General features: G+C 72.6%; 12 protein-coding genes, 1 pseudogene and 1 riboswitch. Of the genes and pseudogenes, 6 read left to right on the top strand and 7 right to left on the bottom strand.

Translation table 11 applies throughout. The features are described 5' to 3' along the window. Positions 1–19: 19 nt before the first annotated feature. Positions 20–1,663 (bottom strand): glycoside hydrolase family 13 protein, encoded by a 1,644-nt coding sequence (locus ACFYMM_RS11005; RefSeq protein ID WP_388385533.1) that lies wholly within the window; start codon positions 1,661–1,663, stop codon positions 20–22. A gap of 99 nt (positions 1,664–1,762) precedes the next feature. Beyond that, entirely contained in the window at positions 1,763–2,131 is a 369-nt protein-coding gene (locus tag ACFYMM_RS11000; protein WP_388385532.1) for an ArsR/SmtB family transcription factor, read from the bottom strand. Positions 2,132–2,211: 80 nt separating this feature from the next. Beyond that, positions 2,212–2,402, top strand: a riboswitch (cobalamin riboswitch). 27 nt (positions 2,403–2,429) lie between these two features. Between ACFYMM_RS11000 and ACFYMM_RS10995 the strand changes: the two genes are divergently transcribed. Further along, the gene (locus tag ACFYMM_RS10995; protein WP_388385531.1) at positions 2,430–3,449 is read left to right on the top strand and encodes a HoxN/HupN/NixA family nickel/cobalt transporter; all 1,020 of its coding nucleotides are present in this window, start codon (positions 2,430–2,432) and stop codon (positions 3,447–3,449) included. A gap of 7 nt (positions 3,450–3,456) precedes the next feature. On the opposite strand, the gene ACFYMM_RS10990 is transcribed toward ACFYMM_RS10995, so the two are convergent. Continuing rightward, on the bottom strand, positions 3,457–4,425 hold the full coding sequence (locus tag ACFYMM_RS10990) for a nucleoside hydrolase (RefSeq protein WP_388385530.1): 969 nt from the start codon (positions 4,423–4,425) through the stop codon (positions 3,457–3,459). Between the two features lie 274 nt (positions 4,426–4,699). Here ACFYMM_RS10990 and ACFYMM_RS10985 point away from each other — a divergent pair, with 274 nt between their 5' ends. Next, the gene (locus ACFYMM_RS10985) at positions 4,700–5,536 is read left to right on the top strand and encodes a hypothetical protein (RefSeq protein ID WP_388385529.1); all 837 of its coding nucleotides are present in this window, start codon (positions 4,700–4,702) and stop codon (positions 5,534–5,536) included. Positions 5,537–5,552: 16 nt separating this feature from the next. On the opposite strand, the gene ACFYMM_RS10980 is transcribed toward ACFYMM_RS10985, so the two are convergent. Further along, the gene (locus ACFYMM_RS10980) at positions 5,553–6,257 is read right to left on the bottom strand and encodes a GAF and ANTAR domain-containing protein (RefSeq protein ID WP_388385528.1); all 705 of its coding nucleotides are present in this window, start codon (positions 6,255–6,257) and stop codon (positions 5,553–5,555) included. A gap of 122 nt (positions 6,258–6,379) precedes the next feature. After that, positions 6,380–7,723, bottom strand: coding sequence for a tetratricopeptide repeat protein (locus tag ACFYMM_RS10975; RefSeq protein ID WP_388385527.1), 1,344 nt, complete (start codon positions 7,721–7,723; stop codon positions 6,380–6,382). Between the two features lie 508 nt (positions 7,724–8,231). Between ACFYMM_RS10975 and ACFYMM_RS10970 the strand changes: the two genes are divergently transcribed. Beyond that, positions 8,232–10,004 (top strand): LCP family protein, encoded by a 1,773-nt coding sequence (locus ACFYMM_RS10970; protein WP_388385526.1) that lies wholly within the window; start codon positions 8,232–8,234, stop codon positions 10,002–10,004. A gap of 207 nt (positions 10,005–10,211) precedes the next feature. Next, on the top strand, positions 10,212–11,831 hold the full coding sequence (locus ACFYMM_RS10965; RefSeq protein ID WP_388385525.1) for an LCP family protein: 1,620 nt from the start codon (positions 10,212–10,214) through the stop codon (positions 11,829–11,831). Positions 11,832–11,907: 76 nt separating this feature from the next. Here ACFYMM_RS10965 and ACFYMM_RS10960 read toward each other — a convergent pair whose 3' ends face one another. Next, positions 11,908–12,378: a DUF2690 domain-containing protein gene (locus ACFYMM_RS10960; protein WP_388385524.1), complete on the bottom strand. Its 471-nt coding sequence runs from the start codon at positions 12,376–12,378 to the stop codon at positions 11,908–11,910. 210 nt (positions 12,379–12,588) lie between these two features. On the opposite strand from ACFYMM_RS10960, the pseudogene ACFYMM_RS10955 reads away from it, so the two are divergent. Next, positions 12,589–13,113 (top strand): annotated as a pseudogene (locus tag ACFYMM_RS10955) (ABC transporter permease); the annotation flags it as partial. A 50-nt stretch (positions 13,114–13,163) separates the two neighbouring features. Next, positions 13,164–14,450 (top strand): amidohydrolase, encoded by a 1,287-nt coding sequence (locus tag ACFYMM_RS10950; protein ID WP_388385523.1) that lies wholly within the window; start codon positions 13,164–13,166, stop codon positions 14,448–14,450. 34 nt (positions 14,451–14,484) lie between these two features. On the opposite strand, the gene ACFYMM_RS10945 is transcribed toward ACFYMM_RS10950, so the two are convergent. Further along, positions 14,485–15,543, bottom strand: a complete 1,059-nt coding sequence (locus ACFYMM_RS10945; RefSeq protein WP_388385522.1) for a hypothetical protein — start codon at positions 15,541–15,543, stop codon at positions 14,485–14,487. Positions 15,544–15,622 lie beyond the last annotated feature (79 nt).

Genomic DNA, 15,622 nt, shown 5'->3' with positions numbered 1-15,622 from the left:
CCGGGAACAACGGCGTCCGTCAGGCCAGCCACACCGTCGTGTCCGGCGGCAGTTGCCCGTCCGTCAGGGGCGCGCTGCTCAGCAGCACGTCCCCGGACGGCAGCGGGACCGCCCGCGCCGAGAGGTTGGCGACGCAGCTCCAGCCCTCCGACCGGCTGAACCGCAGGACCCCGGCGGGGGTGTCGTCGCTCCAGGTCAGCTCCTCGCCGTCGAGGAGCTTGCGGCGCAGCCGCAGGGCGGTGCGGTACAGCTCCAGCGTGGAGCCCTCCGTGCCGGCCTGCGCCTCGACGGCGTAGGACGCGAAGGACGGCGGCTGCGGCAGCCAGGCGCCCCTGGCCCCGAAGCCGTACGACGGGCCGGTGGTCGTCCACGGGATCGGCACCCGGCAGCCGTCGCGGCCCTTGCGGACGTGCCCCGTCTGCTCCCAGATCGGGTCCTGGAGGACCTCGGTGGGCAGGTCGGCGACCTCGGGCAGGCCGAGTTCCTCGCCCTGGTAGACGTACGACGATCCGGGCAGCGCCAGCATCAGCAGCGTGGCCGCCCGCGCCCGGCGCAGACCGGCCGCCTCGTCGAGGGCCGGGGCCCGGCCGCCGGACAGCAGCCAGGCGTTGTCGTCGGTGCCGGGCGGGAGCAGCAGCCGGGAGGCGTGGCGTACGACGTCGTGGTTGGACAGTACCCAGGTGGCGGAGGCGCCGGCCGCGCGGGCGGTGGCGAGGGAGCCGGCGATGACCCCGCGCAGTTCCTCCGCGTCCCAGCCGGCCTGCAGGTACTCGAAGTTGAAGGCCTGGTCGAGTTCGTCGGGGCGGGCGTACAGGGCGCGCCGGGCGCCCGGCACCCAGGCCTCGGCGACGGCGGTGCGCGGCGGGGTGTAGGAGTCGAAGATCTTGCGCCAGTCGCGGTAGATCTCGTGCACCTCGTCGCGGTCCCAGTAGGGGTGGCTGCCGGGCGGTACGCGCTCCAGGGCCTCCTCGCCGGTCGCCCCGAGGTCGCCGATGTCCCGCAGCGGCTCGGTGAGGTCCTTGGCCAGGCCGTGGGCGACGTCGATGCGGAAGCCGTCGACGCCCCGGTCGGACCAGAACCGCAGGGTGGTGCGGAAGTCGGCGCGGACCTCCTCGTTCCCCCAGTTGAGGTCGGGCTGCTCGGGGGCGAAGAGGTGCAGGTACCACTGTCCGTCGGGCACCCGCCGCCAGGCGCTGCCGCCGAAGACGGACTGCCAGTCGGTGGGCGGGAGTTCGCCGTGCTCGCCCCGGCCGGGGCGGAAGACGTAGCGGTCCCGGGCCGGGGAGCCGGGGGCCGCGCGCAGTGCCTCCTGGAACCAGCGGTGCTGGTGCGAGGTGTGGTTCGGGACGATGTCGACGATCACCTTCAGACCCAGCCGGTGGGCCTCGGCGACCATGGCGTCGAAGTCGTCCAGAGTGCCGAGGCGCGGGTCGACATCGCGGGGGTCGGCGACGTCGTAGCCGCCGTCGGCGAGTTCCGAGGGGTAGAACGGGCTGAGCCACAGGGCGTCGACGCCGAGGGCGGCGAGGTGGTTCAGGCGCCGGGTGACGCCCCGCAGATCACCGAGTCCGTCGCCGTCGGCGTCGGCGAAGCTGCGCGGATAGACCTGGTAGACGACGGCCTGCCGCCACCAGTCGGGGTTCCTGGACGAGAGATCGGCCACGCGGGCTCCCTTCGGAAGGACGAAGACGTAGGGAATCTGTCCACATTGCCGGGAAGGGGAACCTTGCCCGGTGCTCCGTCCGGGAAGTCCGGGAGATCGTCAGCCGCCCTCGTCCGCGTCCGCCGCGCAGTGCTTCAGCAGCCCCTGCACCTCGGCGTCCACCACCCGGTACCTGACCACCCGGCCCTCCTTCTCCCCCTCCACCACGCCCGCGGCGCGCAGCAGCCTGAGCGCCTGCGAGACCGCCGGGTCGTTCATTCCCGTGGCGATGGCGAGGTCGGAGACCGCCAGCGGGCCCGTGCGGTGCAGGGCCAGCAGCAGGGCGAGGCGCTTGGCGTCGGCGAGCAGGGAGAAGCGGTCGGCCCAGGTGCGGACATGGCCGGGCTCGCCGATCGCGGCGATGGCGTCGCACACCCGGTGGCCGTCGATGGTGCGACGGTCCGCGCGGTCGGCAGGCACGAGATGCATGGGCTCATCCTCGCAGGCGCCTTTTTGTGATCTTCCATACCTGCACAGGTGCGCAGCTATGCAGCAAGGGGTGAAGCCCCCTACGGTGAACGGGCCGTGGTGCTCGGGAAGTCGGTGCGAAGCCGACGCGGCCCTCGCCACTGTTATCGGGGAGTTGCCGGTCCACGTCCCGCAAGGGGCAGCCACTGGTCGTCGTACGACGGCCGGGAAGGCGGACCGGTTGACGCACGACCCGTAAGCCAGGAGACCGGCCACGGCATCTCACGAGTTGATCCACGAGGTGCTGGAGCGTGACCGAATGACCGAGCCTTCCCCTGCCGCTTTCCGCTGGCGGCGCGAGGACACCGTGAAGACCGTCGGGCTGATGGCGGTGATCGCCGCCCTGCACGTCGTCGCCTTCGGCATCCTGTTCCTTCTCGTGGTCCCCGGCCACTACGAGGTCGGCTCCAGGGCCTTCGGCATCGGACTCGGCGTCACCGCCTACACCCTCGGCATGCGGCACGCCTTCGACGCGGACCACATCGCCGCCATCGACAACACCACCCGCAAGCTGATGGCGGACGGCAAACGGCCGGTGTCGGTCGGCTTCTGGTTCGCGCTCGGTCACTCCAGCGTGGTGGTCGTGCTGGCCACGATGATCGCGGCGGGCACACAGCTGGCGGACCGGGTGACGAACGAGCACTCCCGGACCCACCAGGTGCTCGGCTTCATGGGTACGACGGTCTCCGCGGTGTTCCTCTATCTCGTCGCCGCGCTCAACCTGGTCGCCCTCGCCGGCATCCTGCGCGTCTTCCGGGCGATGCGCGCGGGGTCGTACGACGAGAAGGAGCTGGAACAGCACCTCGACTCCCGCGGCTTCCTGACCCGTGTCCTCGGCCGTCTGACCAGGTCCATCACCCGCCCCGGGCAGATGTTCCCGCTGGGCTTCCTCTTCGGTCTCGGCTTCGACACGGCCACCGAGGTCACGCTGATGGTGATGGCGGGGTCGGGCGCGGCGGCGGGGCTGCCCTGGTACGCGATCCTGTGCCTGCCGCTGCTCTTCGCGGCCGGGATGAGCCTGTTCGACACCCTCGACGGGACGTTCATGAACTTCGCCTACCAGTGGGCGTTCTCCAACCCGGTGCGCAAGGTCTTCTACAACCTCACCATCACCGGGCTGTCCATCGCCGTCGCCTTCTTCATCGCCACGATGGAACTCTTCGGCCTCGACCTGGCCAACGTCGGCTACATCATCGTCGGCCTGTTCGTGGTGGTGTGGGCGGCGGCGCTGGCGTACTGGCGGCTGGCGAAGGTGGAGCAGCGGTGGGCCGGGAACTGACGGGCGGTCACGGCCGTTCGACCGTCGTCAGCCACAGCGCGACGAACCGCTCCACGTCCACGTCCAACGCCACGTCCACGAGGGTCTGTTCGCGGGTGCCCTCGTGGATCTCGGACTCCCCGGGGCGCGGCCGGCGGTCGACGATCGTCTGACCGCGGGCGGGCCCCGGAGCGAGGGCGACCTCGACGGGGAGCAGGCCGGTGGTGAGGCCGGCCGGGTCGGCGACGGCGCAGACCGCGCCCGCGTCGCCGAGACCGCCGGCCGCCTCTGCCCCGGTGGGGCCGCCCTGGGTGACGGGCCGGTGGGCGAGCAGTTCGGCGGCCAGCCGGGTGCCGGGGTCGGTGCTCGCGCGCAGCCGCCGTACGTCGGTGCCGGGGACCACGACCCGCATGAACACGTCCAGGCCGTACATGGTGATCGGCACCCCGGCGGTGAGCAGGACGGCCGCGGCCTCCGGGTCGTGCCAGACGTTGAACTCGGCGACCGGTGTGGCGTTCCCGGTGGTCACCGCGCCGCCCATGAACACGATCCGCTCGATGTTGCGGGTCACTTCGGGATGGGTGCGCAGGAGCAGCGCGATGTTGGTGAGCGGGGCGGTGGGGATCAGGGTGACCGGGCGCGGGGAGGCGAGGATCTCGCGGCGCAGCAGGGTCACCGCGTCCGCCTCCACCGGGGCGCGGGTGGGCGCGGGCAGGCCCAGGTCGCCCATCCCGTCCGAGCCGTGCACATGCCGGGCCGAGCGGGCGGGCTCGATCAGCGGCCGTTCGGCGCCCCGGGCCACCGGGATGTCCGGTGCTCCCGCCTGCTCCAGCACGGTGAGGGTGTTGCGGACCACGCCGTCCACGTCCGTGTTCCCGGCCACGCAGGTCACCGCGCGCAGGTCGAGGCCGGGGTGGCGGACGGCGAACAGCAGGGCCAGGGCGTCGTCGACACCGGTGTCGCAGTCGATGATCACGGGTATGGGCTGACCGGTCACGGCGGGCTCCTTCCATGGACTCGGGGTCCTTGCGACAGCGACCCTACGCAGCCGCCCGCCGTCCGTCGCCACGAGCCGCGACGCGAGCCGGGACGAGAGCCGGGACGAGAGCCGGGACGAGAACAGCGTCGGTCTCCGCCGTACGACCTCCGCCGCCGTACGGCCTCCCGCGCCGGTGTCCTCACCCGGACGGGCCCGTGCGCTGGTGGTGTGGCGTGGGGGGTGGTGCCGTGGGGGACACGTACCGGCACCGCGCAGCCCCTGGAGGCCCCGCATGTCATCCGCCCCGGCCCGCCTCCTCGCCGTCCCCGCCGCGGCCCGCCCCCTCGCCGTCCCCGCCGCGCCCCGCCTCCTCGCCGGCTGCGTGGCCGGCGTCCTCGTGCTGGCCGCCGTGGCCGGTTGCGGGGGCGGCGGAGCGGGGCGGGCGCGGTCGGCCGCCGTCTCGCCCGGCGTGGAGCAGCGGCCGTCGCAGTCCCCGGGCCAGGAGGCCGGTGACGCTCCGCTCAGCGAAGCCCAAGTGCGGGCCGCGCTGATCACCGACACCGATCTCGGGGCGCCGTGGACACCGACCGAGGGGTCGGCGACCTGGCGGGACACCCTGCTGAAGGCGGCCACCACCGCGCCGGACTGCCAGCGCCTGCTGGACGCCCTGTACGCCGACGAGCCGCTCGGCGCGCCGACCGGGACGTACGCGGTGACCGCCCTGGACGACCAGGACGACCAGGCCCAGCTGCGCTACCAGGTCGACGGCCACCGCCCGGCGGACGTGGAGCGCTCCCTGGCCTGGCTGCGGACGCTGCCCCGGAACTGCTCGCAGTTCACCGCGGCCACCACCCGGGCCGGGACGCAGACCGTGCGGGTGGCGGACGTCGGGCTGCCCTCGGTCGGGGACGACCGGCAGGGGCTGCGCGTGACGCTGAACGGTGAGGACGACAACGGGGAGACGACCACCCTCACCCTGGACATCGCCGCCGTACGCGTCGGCGACGACGCCATCGTGCTCAGCAACGGCGCCCTCGGCACCCTGCCCGAGGACTCCACCCGGCAGGCCCTGGACGCCGGCGTCCAGCGGCTCACGCAGGTGCGGCAACAGGAGCGGGCGCAGGCCTGACCGGCGCGGCGGACCGTCAGTCGGGGTCCTCCAACCGCTCCCGGTGCCGGACCACGTCGTGCGCCGTCTCCAGGGCCGTACGCCCGTGCGAGAACGCGTGCCCTCGCAGCCGGGCCAGCGCCTCCTCGGCGGTGACACCCAGCTGCGCCATGATCATGCCGACGGCCTGGTGGATCTGGTCGTGTTCGCTGGTCAGGCCGCTCAGCCAGGAGGAGGCCGGGTCGATCGTGTCCTCCTGGGCGCACGGCAGCGACGACAGCGCCACGGTCAGCACGCCGGCCACCAGCCGGGCGACGCGCAGGTCATGGGCGGACAGCGGGCCGGGCGTGGCGCTGTAGAGGTCGAAGGTGCCCAGGCAGACCGTCTCGTTGCCGAGCGGCAGCGAGTACGTCGCCCGGATCCCGGCGGCCGTCGCCTGCTCGGCGTACACCGGCCAGCGGAGCACGTCCCGGCCGGCCGTGAGGTCCCCGGCGAGCACCGGTCGAGCGTGCTCGGCGGCGCGCTGCCACGGTCCGTCGCCCAGCGAGGTCTGCATCTCCGCCATCCCGGCGGCCGCCTCGTCACTGGCGCCGACCGGTACGGACAGCCCCTCGCTGAGCAGCGACACACTGGCGCCGCACACCGGCAGCAGTTCCACGGCCAGTCCGCACAGCCGGTCGGGTACCTCGTGCAACGCGGCGCCCCGCAGCCGTTCGGCGATGGCCTCGGCGACCCGCAGCACGTCATCGCCTCCTTCCGGAGGCCTCTCGACTACCCGGGGCGGGAACGGCGAAACCGCAGCACAGAAGGGGTTTCATGGCGCCGGGGAAGGCCTTCGGCGGGGCGCGGCGGCGCGGCGAGGGGTCACAAAGGGGGCTGGGCCGGGGCGGGTCCCAGGGTGGTGGTGCCGGGGGCCGTACGGTGCCCGAGCCCGGTCCGGTACGCGTCCAGCGCGGCCTCCACCCGGCCGGTGCGGCGCAGCAGGTCACCGAGCATCCGGCACAGGTCGGCGAGGTCGCCGGCGGCCCCGGCCCGCTCCAGCAGGCTCAGCGCGCGCACGTAGTGCTCCTCGGCGGCCTCGGTGTCCCGGGCGTCCTCGGCGATGATGCCGAGCAGCCGGTGGGCGGCGGCCGCGTGCACGGCGCCGCGCTCCGAGGAGAGGTCGCCCAGCACCCGGTTGAGCAGTTCGGCGGCCTCCTCGGACTTGCCGCGCCGGTGCAGCACGTCGGCCAGCTCGACGGTCACCTGGCTGTTGTAGAGGGCGGCGCTGGTGGTGGAGAGCATGGCGGCCGCCTCCCGCAACTCGGCCTCGGCACGCTCCAGTTCACCGTCCTGGGCATAGACGTAGCCGCGCATCCAGTGGCAGTTGGCGAGTTCGGTGCGCAGTTGCAGCCGGCGGTACAGCTCGGCGGCCTTGGCCAGGGAGGCGTCCGCCTCGGCGACGCGGCCCTCGGCGAGCAGGGTGCGGGCCACCGATCGGTGCATGCGGGCGATCAGGGCGGGGTCGCCGGCCCGTGGGGCGAGCGCGAGCGCGAACTCGGCGGCCTGGGCGGCGCGGGCGTGGGCGCCCATGTCCATGTACGGCCCGATGATGCTGGCGTACAGGAGCAGCAGGGCGTCCGGGTCGTGCAGTCCGCCCCGGTTCAGCTCGTCGAGGGCGGACTCCAGCAGGTAGACGGCGTAGCGGAGTTCCCCGGCGAGGTAGTGGGAGACGGCCCGACCGCGCAGCGCCGGGACCCGGACCGGCAGCGGCAGGCCGGCCAGCTGCCGTTCGGCGCGCTCGAAGTACTCGCGGGCCCGCACCAACTCGCCCGTCTCCAGGGCGCACTCGCCCAGCCCCAGCAGGGCGGTGGCCTGCTCGCAGCCCAGGCCGTGCGCCTCGGCCTCCGCGCACAGGGCGGCGTACTGCGCGGCCGCCTCCTCGGCCTCCCCGGTGGCCAGGGTGCGCTGGGCCTCGGTGAGCCGCAGCCGGAGTTCGGTGGCGAGGTGGGCGGGGCGGCCCAGGGCCAGTTCCTCGAAGGCGACGCCGAGCCGCCCGGCGATGTGCTGGAGGGCGTCGTCGGAGGCGCGGACCCGTCCCGCCTCCAGGGTGGAGATGTAGGCGGGTGTGTAGGCGGGATCCGCCAGTTGACGTTGCGTCAGCCCCCGTTCGGTGCGCAGCTGCTGCACGCGTCGCCCGACGACCTCCGGATCATCCCGCTCCCGCATCCCCCTGCTCCCCCCAACTCCCCTTGCGCCTCTTGCCGTTCGGCGTGTACAGCCTCTAGGTTAAACGGCGCATTAAGCATGCTTAACAGGCCACTGTTGTTGCGAGGTTGCCGTGCTCGGACGCCCTTCCGCACGCTACGGACGCCCCACCGAACGGTACGCCAGAGGCGTGGCCGCGGCCGTGGTCGCCGTAGCGGCCCTGATCACGGCGGCGAACGCGGGCCCGGCCCGGGCGTCCGACGACGGCCCCGCCCCGCCCACCGCACAGCACAGCGCTACCCGTTGGTAAAGCCGAGACCAAGGCGCGGGCTTCATTCCCCGCTTATGGGGCCAATTGACCGGTTGTACGGAAGTGGAATTTCTCACCGCTGTCGCTTGTCGCAGAAGTGTGCGGATAGTGTGAGCGACCCGGTGCCACCGGCCACGAGGTCGCGCACTGTTGCACCGACTGACGACGCGTCTTTGGGGGGCAGGACAACCGCGCGGCCCCGACGGAGGACAGACGACCGTGGACTCGCAAGGCCGTGGGCGGGGGGAGCCCATAGATCCCGCAGACCAGTGGGTACTCAATCCGGAGACCGGTGAGTACGAACTGAGGCTGGGTCCTGCCGCCGGGCAGCCTTCCGTGCCGGGATCCCGCCGTTCCGGCCCCCGGCCGACGCCGTCCGGCGGCAACGACACACCCGGCCGATCCGCCGACGCGACCGGCCGCGCGGACGTATCCGGCCACTCGGAGGCACCCGGCGGTTCGGACCTGCCCGGCCCCCGTCGGCGGCGCGGCCCGCAGCCCGAGCCCCAGCCGGCGGGCCGGCGCCGCGGCAAGGGCCCGACGAAGAAGAAGTCCACCGGAAAAAGGGTTCTGCTGTGGACCAGCGGCACCCTGGCCGTGGTCGTGATCGCCGCCGCGACCGGCGGCTACCTGTATCTGCGGCACCTCAACGGCAACATCACCACCACCGACACCGCCGGTGCCACCAGCGACTCCTTCAGCAAGGGGGAGGCGTTCAACATCCTGGTGATCGGTACCGACCGCCGCCAGGGCAAGGGCGACACCGGGTACGGCGACGCCAACAGCGTCGGGCACGCGGACACCAACATCCTGCTGCACGTGGCGAAGGACCGCAGCAACGCCACCGCGCTGAGCATCCCCCGGGACGTCATCACCGACATCCCCGACTGCCCGACCAAGCAGCCGGACGGCTCGGTCAGGACCATCCCGGGCACCGACCAGACCCGCTTCAACACCAGCCTCGGCCAGCTGGGCCGCGACCCGGGGTGCACGATCCGGACGGTCGAGAAGCTCCTGAACGGAGTCAAGGTCGACCACTTCATGATGGCCGACTTCAACGCGGTGAAGACGCTGACGACGGCGGTGGGGGGCGTGAAGGTCTGCCTGGCGCACGCCGTCAAGGACAAGAAGTCGCACCTGGACCTGCCCGCCGGACCCTCGACGGTCGCGGGCGAGCAGGCCCTCGCCTTCGTCCGCACCCGCTACAGCTGGGGCAACCACGGCGACCTCGACCGCATCAAGGTCCAGCAGCAGTTCCTCGGCTCGCTGTTCCGGCAGATGAAGTCCGACTCGACGCTCACCGACCCGAGCAAGCTCCTGGACCTGGCGGAGGCGGCGACCAAGGCGCTCACCGTGGACAAGGGGATCGGCTCCATCAGCACGCTCAAGGACGTGGCGATGGAGCTGAAGAAGGTGCCGCCGAAGAACATCAGCTTCGTCACCCTGCCGGTCCTCGACAACCCCGCCGACGGCAGGATCCACAAGACGGTCGTCCCCAACCCCGCCCTGGACCAGCAGATCGCCTCCGCGATCAGCGGCGACGTGTCCTTCAGCGAGGTCAAGCAGAAGGAGAAGGCGGCCGAGGCCGCCAAGCTCAAGGGGCCCCGCTCGGCCGCCGCGGAGGTCCGGGTGGACATCTACAACGCCGGCGCGGCCGCCGGCTCGGCCCAGGAGACGCTCACCTGGCTGCAGACCCAGAAGGGCGTGCCCAAGTCCAGCCAGCTGGGCAACTCCGGCACCCGGCAGCCGAGGACGACCCTGGAGTACGCTCCCGGCCAGGCCGACCAGGCGCGCGAACTGGCCGATCTGATGGGCCTGTCGGCCTCCGCCCTGACGCCGGGCAAGAGCGAGACCAACGCGCAGGGGCTGCCGGCGATCGTGCTCAGGCTCGGTCAGGACTTCAAGGGAGCGGGCGTTCCGGTCAGCGGCTCGTCCAAGGCTCCGGCCGGTGTTCCGAAGACGACCGCCAACGAGGTGAAGTGCGCCTCGTGACCTCAGGGGCCGGTTCTACGTCTCACTAAGCGCAGAGCGCGGAAATCGCCACGGCACGGGGCCGCGGCGGACCCGCACTCCGGCCTGTGCCCCGCACTCCACGGCACGCGGCCGGCAGCAAGCCACATGGTGCCCCGGTGCGCGAGCACGCGCGCGGGGTGTTGAACGAAGCCGCGGTGAGGGTGCCGGGGGCGGGAGGGCAGGAAGATGACGCAAAGCAGCGTGGGCAGAGAAGGGGCTCTGCCACGCACTCGGCGCGCCCACGTACCTGGTGGGGGCGGCGGCCAGGCGCCGGCCGGGGGCGAGGGCGGGGGCGGGCGCGGGGAGAACACGAAACCCGCGCGCCCGAAGCGGCGCATACTGCGCTATTCGGCCATGACGGTGGCGGTGCTGATACTCGGCACCGCCGGCGCGGGCTACCTCTACTACGAGCACCTCAACGCCAACATCCGCAAGGCCAAGCTGAACCTCGGCGAAGGCGGCGCGCCACAGGCCACGCCGAACGCGGCCGGCCAGACGCCGCTGAACGTGCTGATGATCGGCTCGGACAGCCGCAACACCGCCGAGGACCTGAAGCTCGGCGGTTCCAGGGGCGATGTGGGCCGTGCCCCGCTCGGCGACGTACAGATGCTGGTGCACCTGTCGGCCGACCGCACCAACATGTCCGTGGTCAGCCTGCCGCGCGACACCATGATCTCCATCCCCAAGTGCACCGACCCGAGCGACCACAAGGTGTACGAGGCGCTCTCGCTGTCCATGGCGAACGAGTCGCTGGCCCGGGGCGGCCCCGGCTGCACGGTCGCCACCTGGGAGAAGCTCACCAACATCCACATCGACCACTTCATGATGGTCGACTTCTCCGGTGTGGTCTCGATGGCGGACGCCATCGGCGGTGTCCCGGTCTGTGTGAAGCAGAACGTCTACTCGCACACCTCGGACGGCCACGGCTCGGGCCTGAAGCTGAAGGCGGGCACCACCTCGGTCAAGGGGGAGCAGGCCCTGCAGTGGCTGCGCACCCGCTACGGCTTCGAGGACGGCAGCGACATCGGCCGTACCCACGCCCAGCACATGTACATGAACTCGATGGTCCGCCAGCTGCGCGACAACGCGACGCTGAGCAACCCGGACGAGATGCGCAGACTGGCGGAGACGGCGACCAAGGCGCTCACCGTCGACGACGGCCTGGGCACGGTCAAGAAGCTGTACGACCTGTCCGAGGAGTTCAAGAAGGTCCCCACGAAGCGCATCACGATGACGACGCTGCCCACCACGCAGTGGTCGCAGAACCACGACCGGCTGGTGCCCATGGCCGGGGACGCCGACCAGCTGATCTCCATGATCCGCGACGACGTCCCGCTGGACGGTCAGGGCGCGAAGAAAAAGGCCCAGCAGACACCGCCGAAGGACCCGGCGGCACCGGCCGGCCAGATCGCCGTACAGGTTCGCAATGGCACCGGAGTGAACGGTGAGGCCCCGACGCCCCAGCGGGCGAGCGCGATCGAAGAGGTCCTTCGGGGCAAAGGGTTCACGGAGGCCAAGGTGGACGCCGCCGAGCTGACCCCCCAGGCCCGGACGACCATCCTCTACCCCAGCGCCGACCTGCAGGGCGACGCCGAGGCGGTGGCCAAGGCGGTCGGGCTGCCGACCGGTTCGGTGAAGAAGTCCACCGACGTCTCGGGGGTCACCCTGATCGTGGGCGCCGACTGGCGCACCGGGGCCACCTATCCGAAGACCACCCAGCCGACCAAGGCGCCCACCACGGCCGCCGTGCTGAACGGCGACAAGAAGGACGCCTGCATGGACGTGCAGAAGGGTTTCACCTGGTGAGGCCGACGGGGCCGCGGCTCGTGGGAACCGCGGCCCCGGTCAGTGGGTGATCAGCCGGTGGACGACCGGCGGGTGATCAGTAGGAGGCGGTCCGGGTGTCGATCTGGCCGCTGACGATGTCGATGCCGCCCTGCGCGAAGGACGTCAGGCCCTTGTCGTACACCTGCGGGGTGTAGCACTGGGTCTCACCCTGGTGGATCGTGCAGGTGTACTGGCGTCCGTCGTTGTTGCGGGTGATCACCGCGGTGGCACAGGCGTAACCGGCCGAGGCGTTTCCGCACGCGAACTGGGTGTAGTTGAGCGTGAGGCGGGCCCAGGCGGTGTGACATGTCAGGCTGTAGCGCAGCTCGATGGTGCCCATCGTGCCGGCCGCGTTCTTCATGGGCGCCGAGGCGACCGTGGTGCCGTCGTTGGCGCAGCCGGTGGAGGCCGGGCTGGTGCCGTCGTTGGTGTAGGCCTGGGCGGCACCGGTGGCGGCGAGCACCGACAGGGCGACACCGCCGGCGAGGACGCCGACGCGGGCGAGGTTGCGCTTCTTCAGGTTCATTCTGACCCCCTGGGCATGCCGATTGGCTGACGTGACATCACATGTCTGTCAGCCGAACGGGATTGACGGAAGAACGGGTGCCGACCCAAGCCGATCGCTCGATCGACCGACAGATCATGACCGACGACAATTGTCATGGCAAGGGAAAAACTCGTTCACACGGTGGGCAACTCTCGGTCACAAGTATGTCGATTGACGGGGCAGCCCGCCGAGATGATCATCCACACGCGGGTCGGCGCGGCCCGTCTGCTGGCCCACCAGGCCCCGACCGCGCTGCTCCCCGACCACCCCCACCTGCTGCACGCCGCCGCACCGCCGGACCCGCACGCCCTGCGCGACTCGGTGAACACCTCGCTGTCCGGCCTGTTCCTGCTGCTGGCGGCGATCTGCCTGGTGATCGGCGCGCTGGGCATCGCCAACACCACCCTGGTGGCGATCCTGGAGCGCACCGGCGAGATCGGCCTGCGCCGCTCCCTGGACGCCCGCCCCCGGCACATCGCGGCCCAGTTCCTGACCGAGTCCACCACCCTGGGCACCCTCGGCGGCCTGGTGGGCACGGCCATCGGCGTCTGCATGGTGGTCACGGTCGCCCTGATCCAGGACTGGACGGCCGTCGTCGACCCGCTGACGGTCCTCCCGGCCCCCCTCGTCGGCTCGTTCGTGGGCCTGCTGGCCGGCCTCTACCCGGCCCTGCGAGCGGCCCGCATTGAACCCCTGGAAGCCCTGCGCCAATAGGCCGTGCCAAGGGGCTGCGCCGACGGGCCGGGGCTGCCTACCCTCCCCCCATGCCGACTCCCGCCGCCCACACCGCCCACGCCGTCCACGCCGACCACGCCGTACGCGCCGCCCGCACGGCCGAGTCCCTGACCGCCGACCTCCCCCTGACCGCCCTCGAAGACCTCTACCGCGACCTGCACCGGCACCCCGAACTCTCCCTCCACGAGCACCGCACCGCCGCCGCCCTCGCCGGCCGGCTGCGCGCGGCCGGTTTCGAGACGGCGGACGGCATCGGCGGTACCGGAGTCGCCGGGATCCTGCGCAACGGCGACGGCCCCACCGTGCTGCTGCGCGCCGACCTGGACGCGCTGCCCGTCAAGGAGGAGACGGGGCTGCCGTACGCCTCCGAGGTGGACGGTGTGATGCACGCCTGCGGACACGACCTGCACGTCACCTGGCTGGCCGGCGCGGCCGGGGCGCTGGCGGCGGGCCGGGACGCCTGGTCGGGCACCCTGTTTCTGGTCGGTCAGCCCGCCGAGGAGAGCGGACAGGGCGCGGCCCGGATGATCGCGGACGGGCTGTACGAGCGCTTCGCCCGGCCCGACGTCCTGCTGGGGCAGCACGCGGTGCCCGGTCCGGCCGGACTGTATCCGCACGTGCCGGGGCTGATCATGGCGGCGGCGACGGAGATCGACATCGTGGTGCACGGCCGGGGCGGTCACGGCTCGCGGCCCGAGACCACCGTCGACCCCGTGGTGACCGCCGCCTACCTGGTCACCCGGCTGCAGACCGTGGTCTCCCGGGAGATCGCCGCCGGGGAGGCCGCCGTACTGACCGTGGGCCGGATCGAGGCGGGCACCCGGCACAACATCATTCCCGCCGAGGCGCGCATCGCGCTGAGTCTGCGCACCCGGTCGGAGCAGGTGCGGGAGCGCATGATCGGGGCGATCCGGCGCATCGCCCACGGCGAGTGCCTGGCGGCCGGCTGCCCGCGCGAGCCGGAGGTGACGGTCGGCGCCACCTTCCCGGCGACCGTCAACGACGCCGGCACCGACCGTCTGATCGCCGCCGTGCACGGCGAACTGTTCGGCGCCGGCACCGTCTTCGACCCCGGCCCGGCGATGGGCAGCGAGGACTTCCCGGAACTGGCGGCGGGCTCCATCCCGTACGCCTACTGGTTCGTCACGACCACCCCGCCCGACGTGTGGGAACAGGCGCCCGGCGCGGATCTCGCGGCCAAGCTCGACGCCGTACCGAGCAACCACAGCCCCCACTTCGCGCCCGACCCGTCCACGATCGCGCCGGGCGTCCGCACCCTGGTCTCGGGAGCGCTCGCCGTTCTGTCGCCGGCGTGACCTCCCGGCCCCCGGCCGAGCCGTTCCCGGCGGCTCAGCCCTGGGTCTGGAGCTGCCGCAGCTGCTGCTGGACGTGGTCCAGGGCACCCTGCCGGCGGCCCGGCACCCTGAGCCGCAACTCCGCGAGCGCGGGCCCGAGTTCACGGGCATGCGCGGTGTCCTCGATCCGCCCCCACTGGTGGTGGGCGCGGTCCACGGCCGCCTCCACGGCGGGCGCGTCCGGCGGCTGTCCGGCGGCCAGCCGGGCCGAGGCGACGGTCAGCCAGGTACGGCAGCTGCGCACCGGGTCGCCCGCGAACATCGCCAGGTCGGCGCGGACCTCGGCCCAGTGCAGGGCGTCCTGCGAACCGGGCCCGTGCGCCCGCAGCGCCGCGTGTTCCCAGCGGGCGGCGAGCGCGTCGGCGTCGGTGTGCCGGCCGGCCGCGACGGCGGCGCTGATGGCGGAGTGCGGGTCGCCGGTGGGCGGTGTCCGGGTGGACAGCAGGATGTTGCCGGGCGCCTCGTCGGCGATCCTGACCAGGGCCTGTTGGTGCAGCTCGGCCGGGGGCGGCCGGTGCCCGCTGCGCAGCAGGGTCGCCACGGCCTTCATGTACGAGGGCTGCGCGATCCCGCGTCTGGGCGGCGGGGGCGCGATCCGCCCGTGCACCGTGTTGTTGCGGCCGCAGTCCAGGGGCTGCGCCGCGAGCTGCTGCCAGGTCTCGGCGTCGGCGTGCAGGTCGAGGACGAGGGTGGTGGCGCCGGAGGGCCGCAACCGCAGTTCCTCGCGGATCCAGTGCCAGGGCAGGGCGGTGTAGCGCACGGAGGCCGGGGTGGTGCGGGCGAGCGCCAGATGGGGCAGGCGCTGGCGGCGGTCCAGCTGCAGCTGGCCGGTGACGAACACGGTCAGCGGGCCGGGCGCGGCCGCGGCGGCCCGCAGCCGGGTCAGCACGGCCTGGGGCTCCAGCGGGTCGGCGAGTTCGACCACGTTCGCGGTGTCGGTGCCGGACAGCACGGCGGGGGCGACGGCCGCCAGCACGGGGAGCACGGAAGCCGCCTCCACCAGGCGTCCCTTGCCCATCGGCGAGGCCGCGAGCAGCAGCACGGTTCCGGGCATCGTCCCTCCCCTGTCGACCGGTCGATCATCCGCCGCACAGGTCCTGCGGCAGCTCCTACGGCAGCACCGTAACCGCTGC

The sequence above is a fragment of the Streptomyces sp. NPDC006739 genome (assembly GCF_042869815.1).
In the GTDB taxonomy this organism is placed as follows: Bacteria; Actinomycetota; Actinomycetes; order Streptomycetales; family Streptomycetaceae; genus Streptomyces.
The sequence above is the reverse complement of the archived record's forward strand: the minus strand, read 5'-3'. Positions and strand labels throughout refer to the sequence as shown.

Coding starts and splice junctions, on each gene's coding strand:
- ACFYMM_RS10950 (WP_388385523.1), top strand. CDS start 13,164: ATGCCGACTCCCGCCGCCCACACCGCCCACGCCGTCCACGCCGACCAC.
- ACFYMM_RS10985 (WP_388385529.1), top strand. CDS start 4,700: ATGTCATCCGCCCCGGCCCGCCTCCTCGCCGTCCCCGCCGCGGCCCGC.
- ACFYMM_RS11000 (WP_388385532.1), bottom strand. CDS start 2,131: ATGCATCTCGTGCCTGCCGACCGCGCGGACCGTCGCACCATCGACGGC.
- ACFYMM_RS10975 (WP_388385527.1), bottom strand. CDS start 7,723: ATGCGGGAGCGGGATGATCCGGAGGTCGTCGGGCGACGCGTGCAGCAG.
- ACFYMM_RS10945 (WP_388385522.1), bottom strand. CDS start 15,543: ATGCCCGGAACCGTGCTGCTGCTCGCGGCCTCGCCGATGGGCAAGGGA.
- ACFYMM_RS10960 (WP_388385524.1), bottom strand. CDS start 12,378: ATGAACCTGAAGAAGCGCAACCTCGCCCGCGTCGGCGTCCTCGCCGGC.
- ACFYMM_RS10995 (WP_388385531.1), top strand. CDS start 2,430: ATGACCGAGCCTTCCCCTGCCGCTTTCCGCTGGCGGCGCGAGGACACC.
- ACFYMM_RS10965 (WP_388385525.1), top strand. CDS start 10,212: ATGACGCAAAGCAGCGTGGGCAGAGAAGGGGCTCTGCCACGCACTCGG.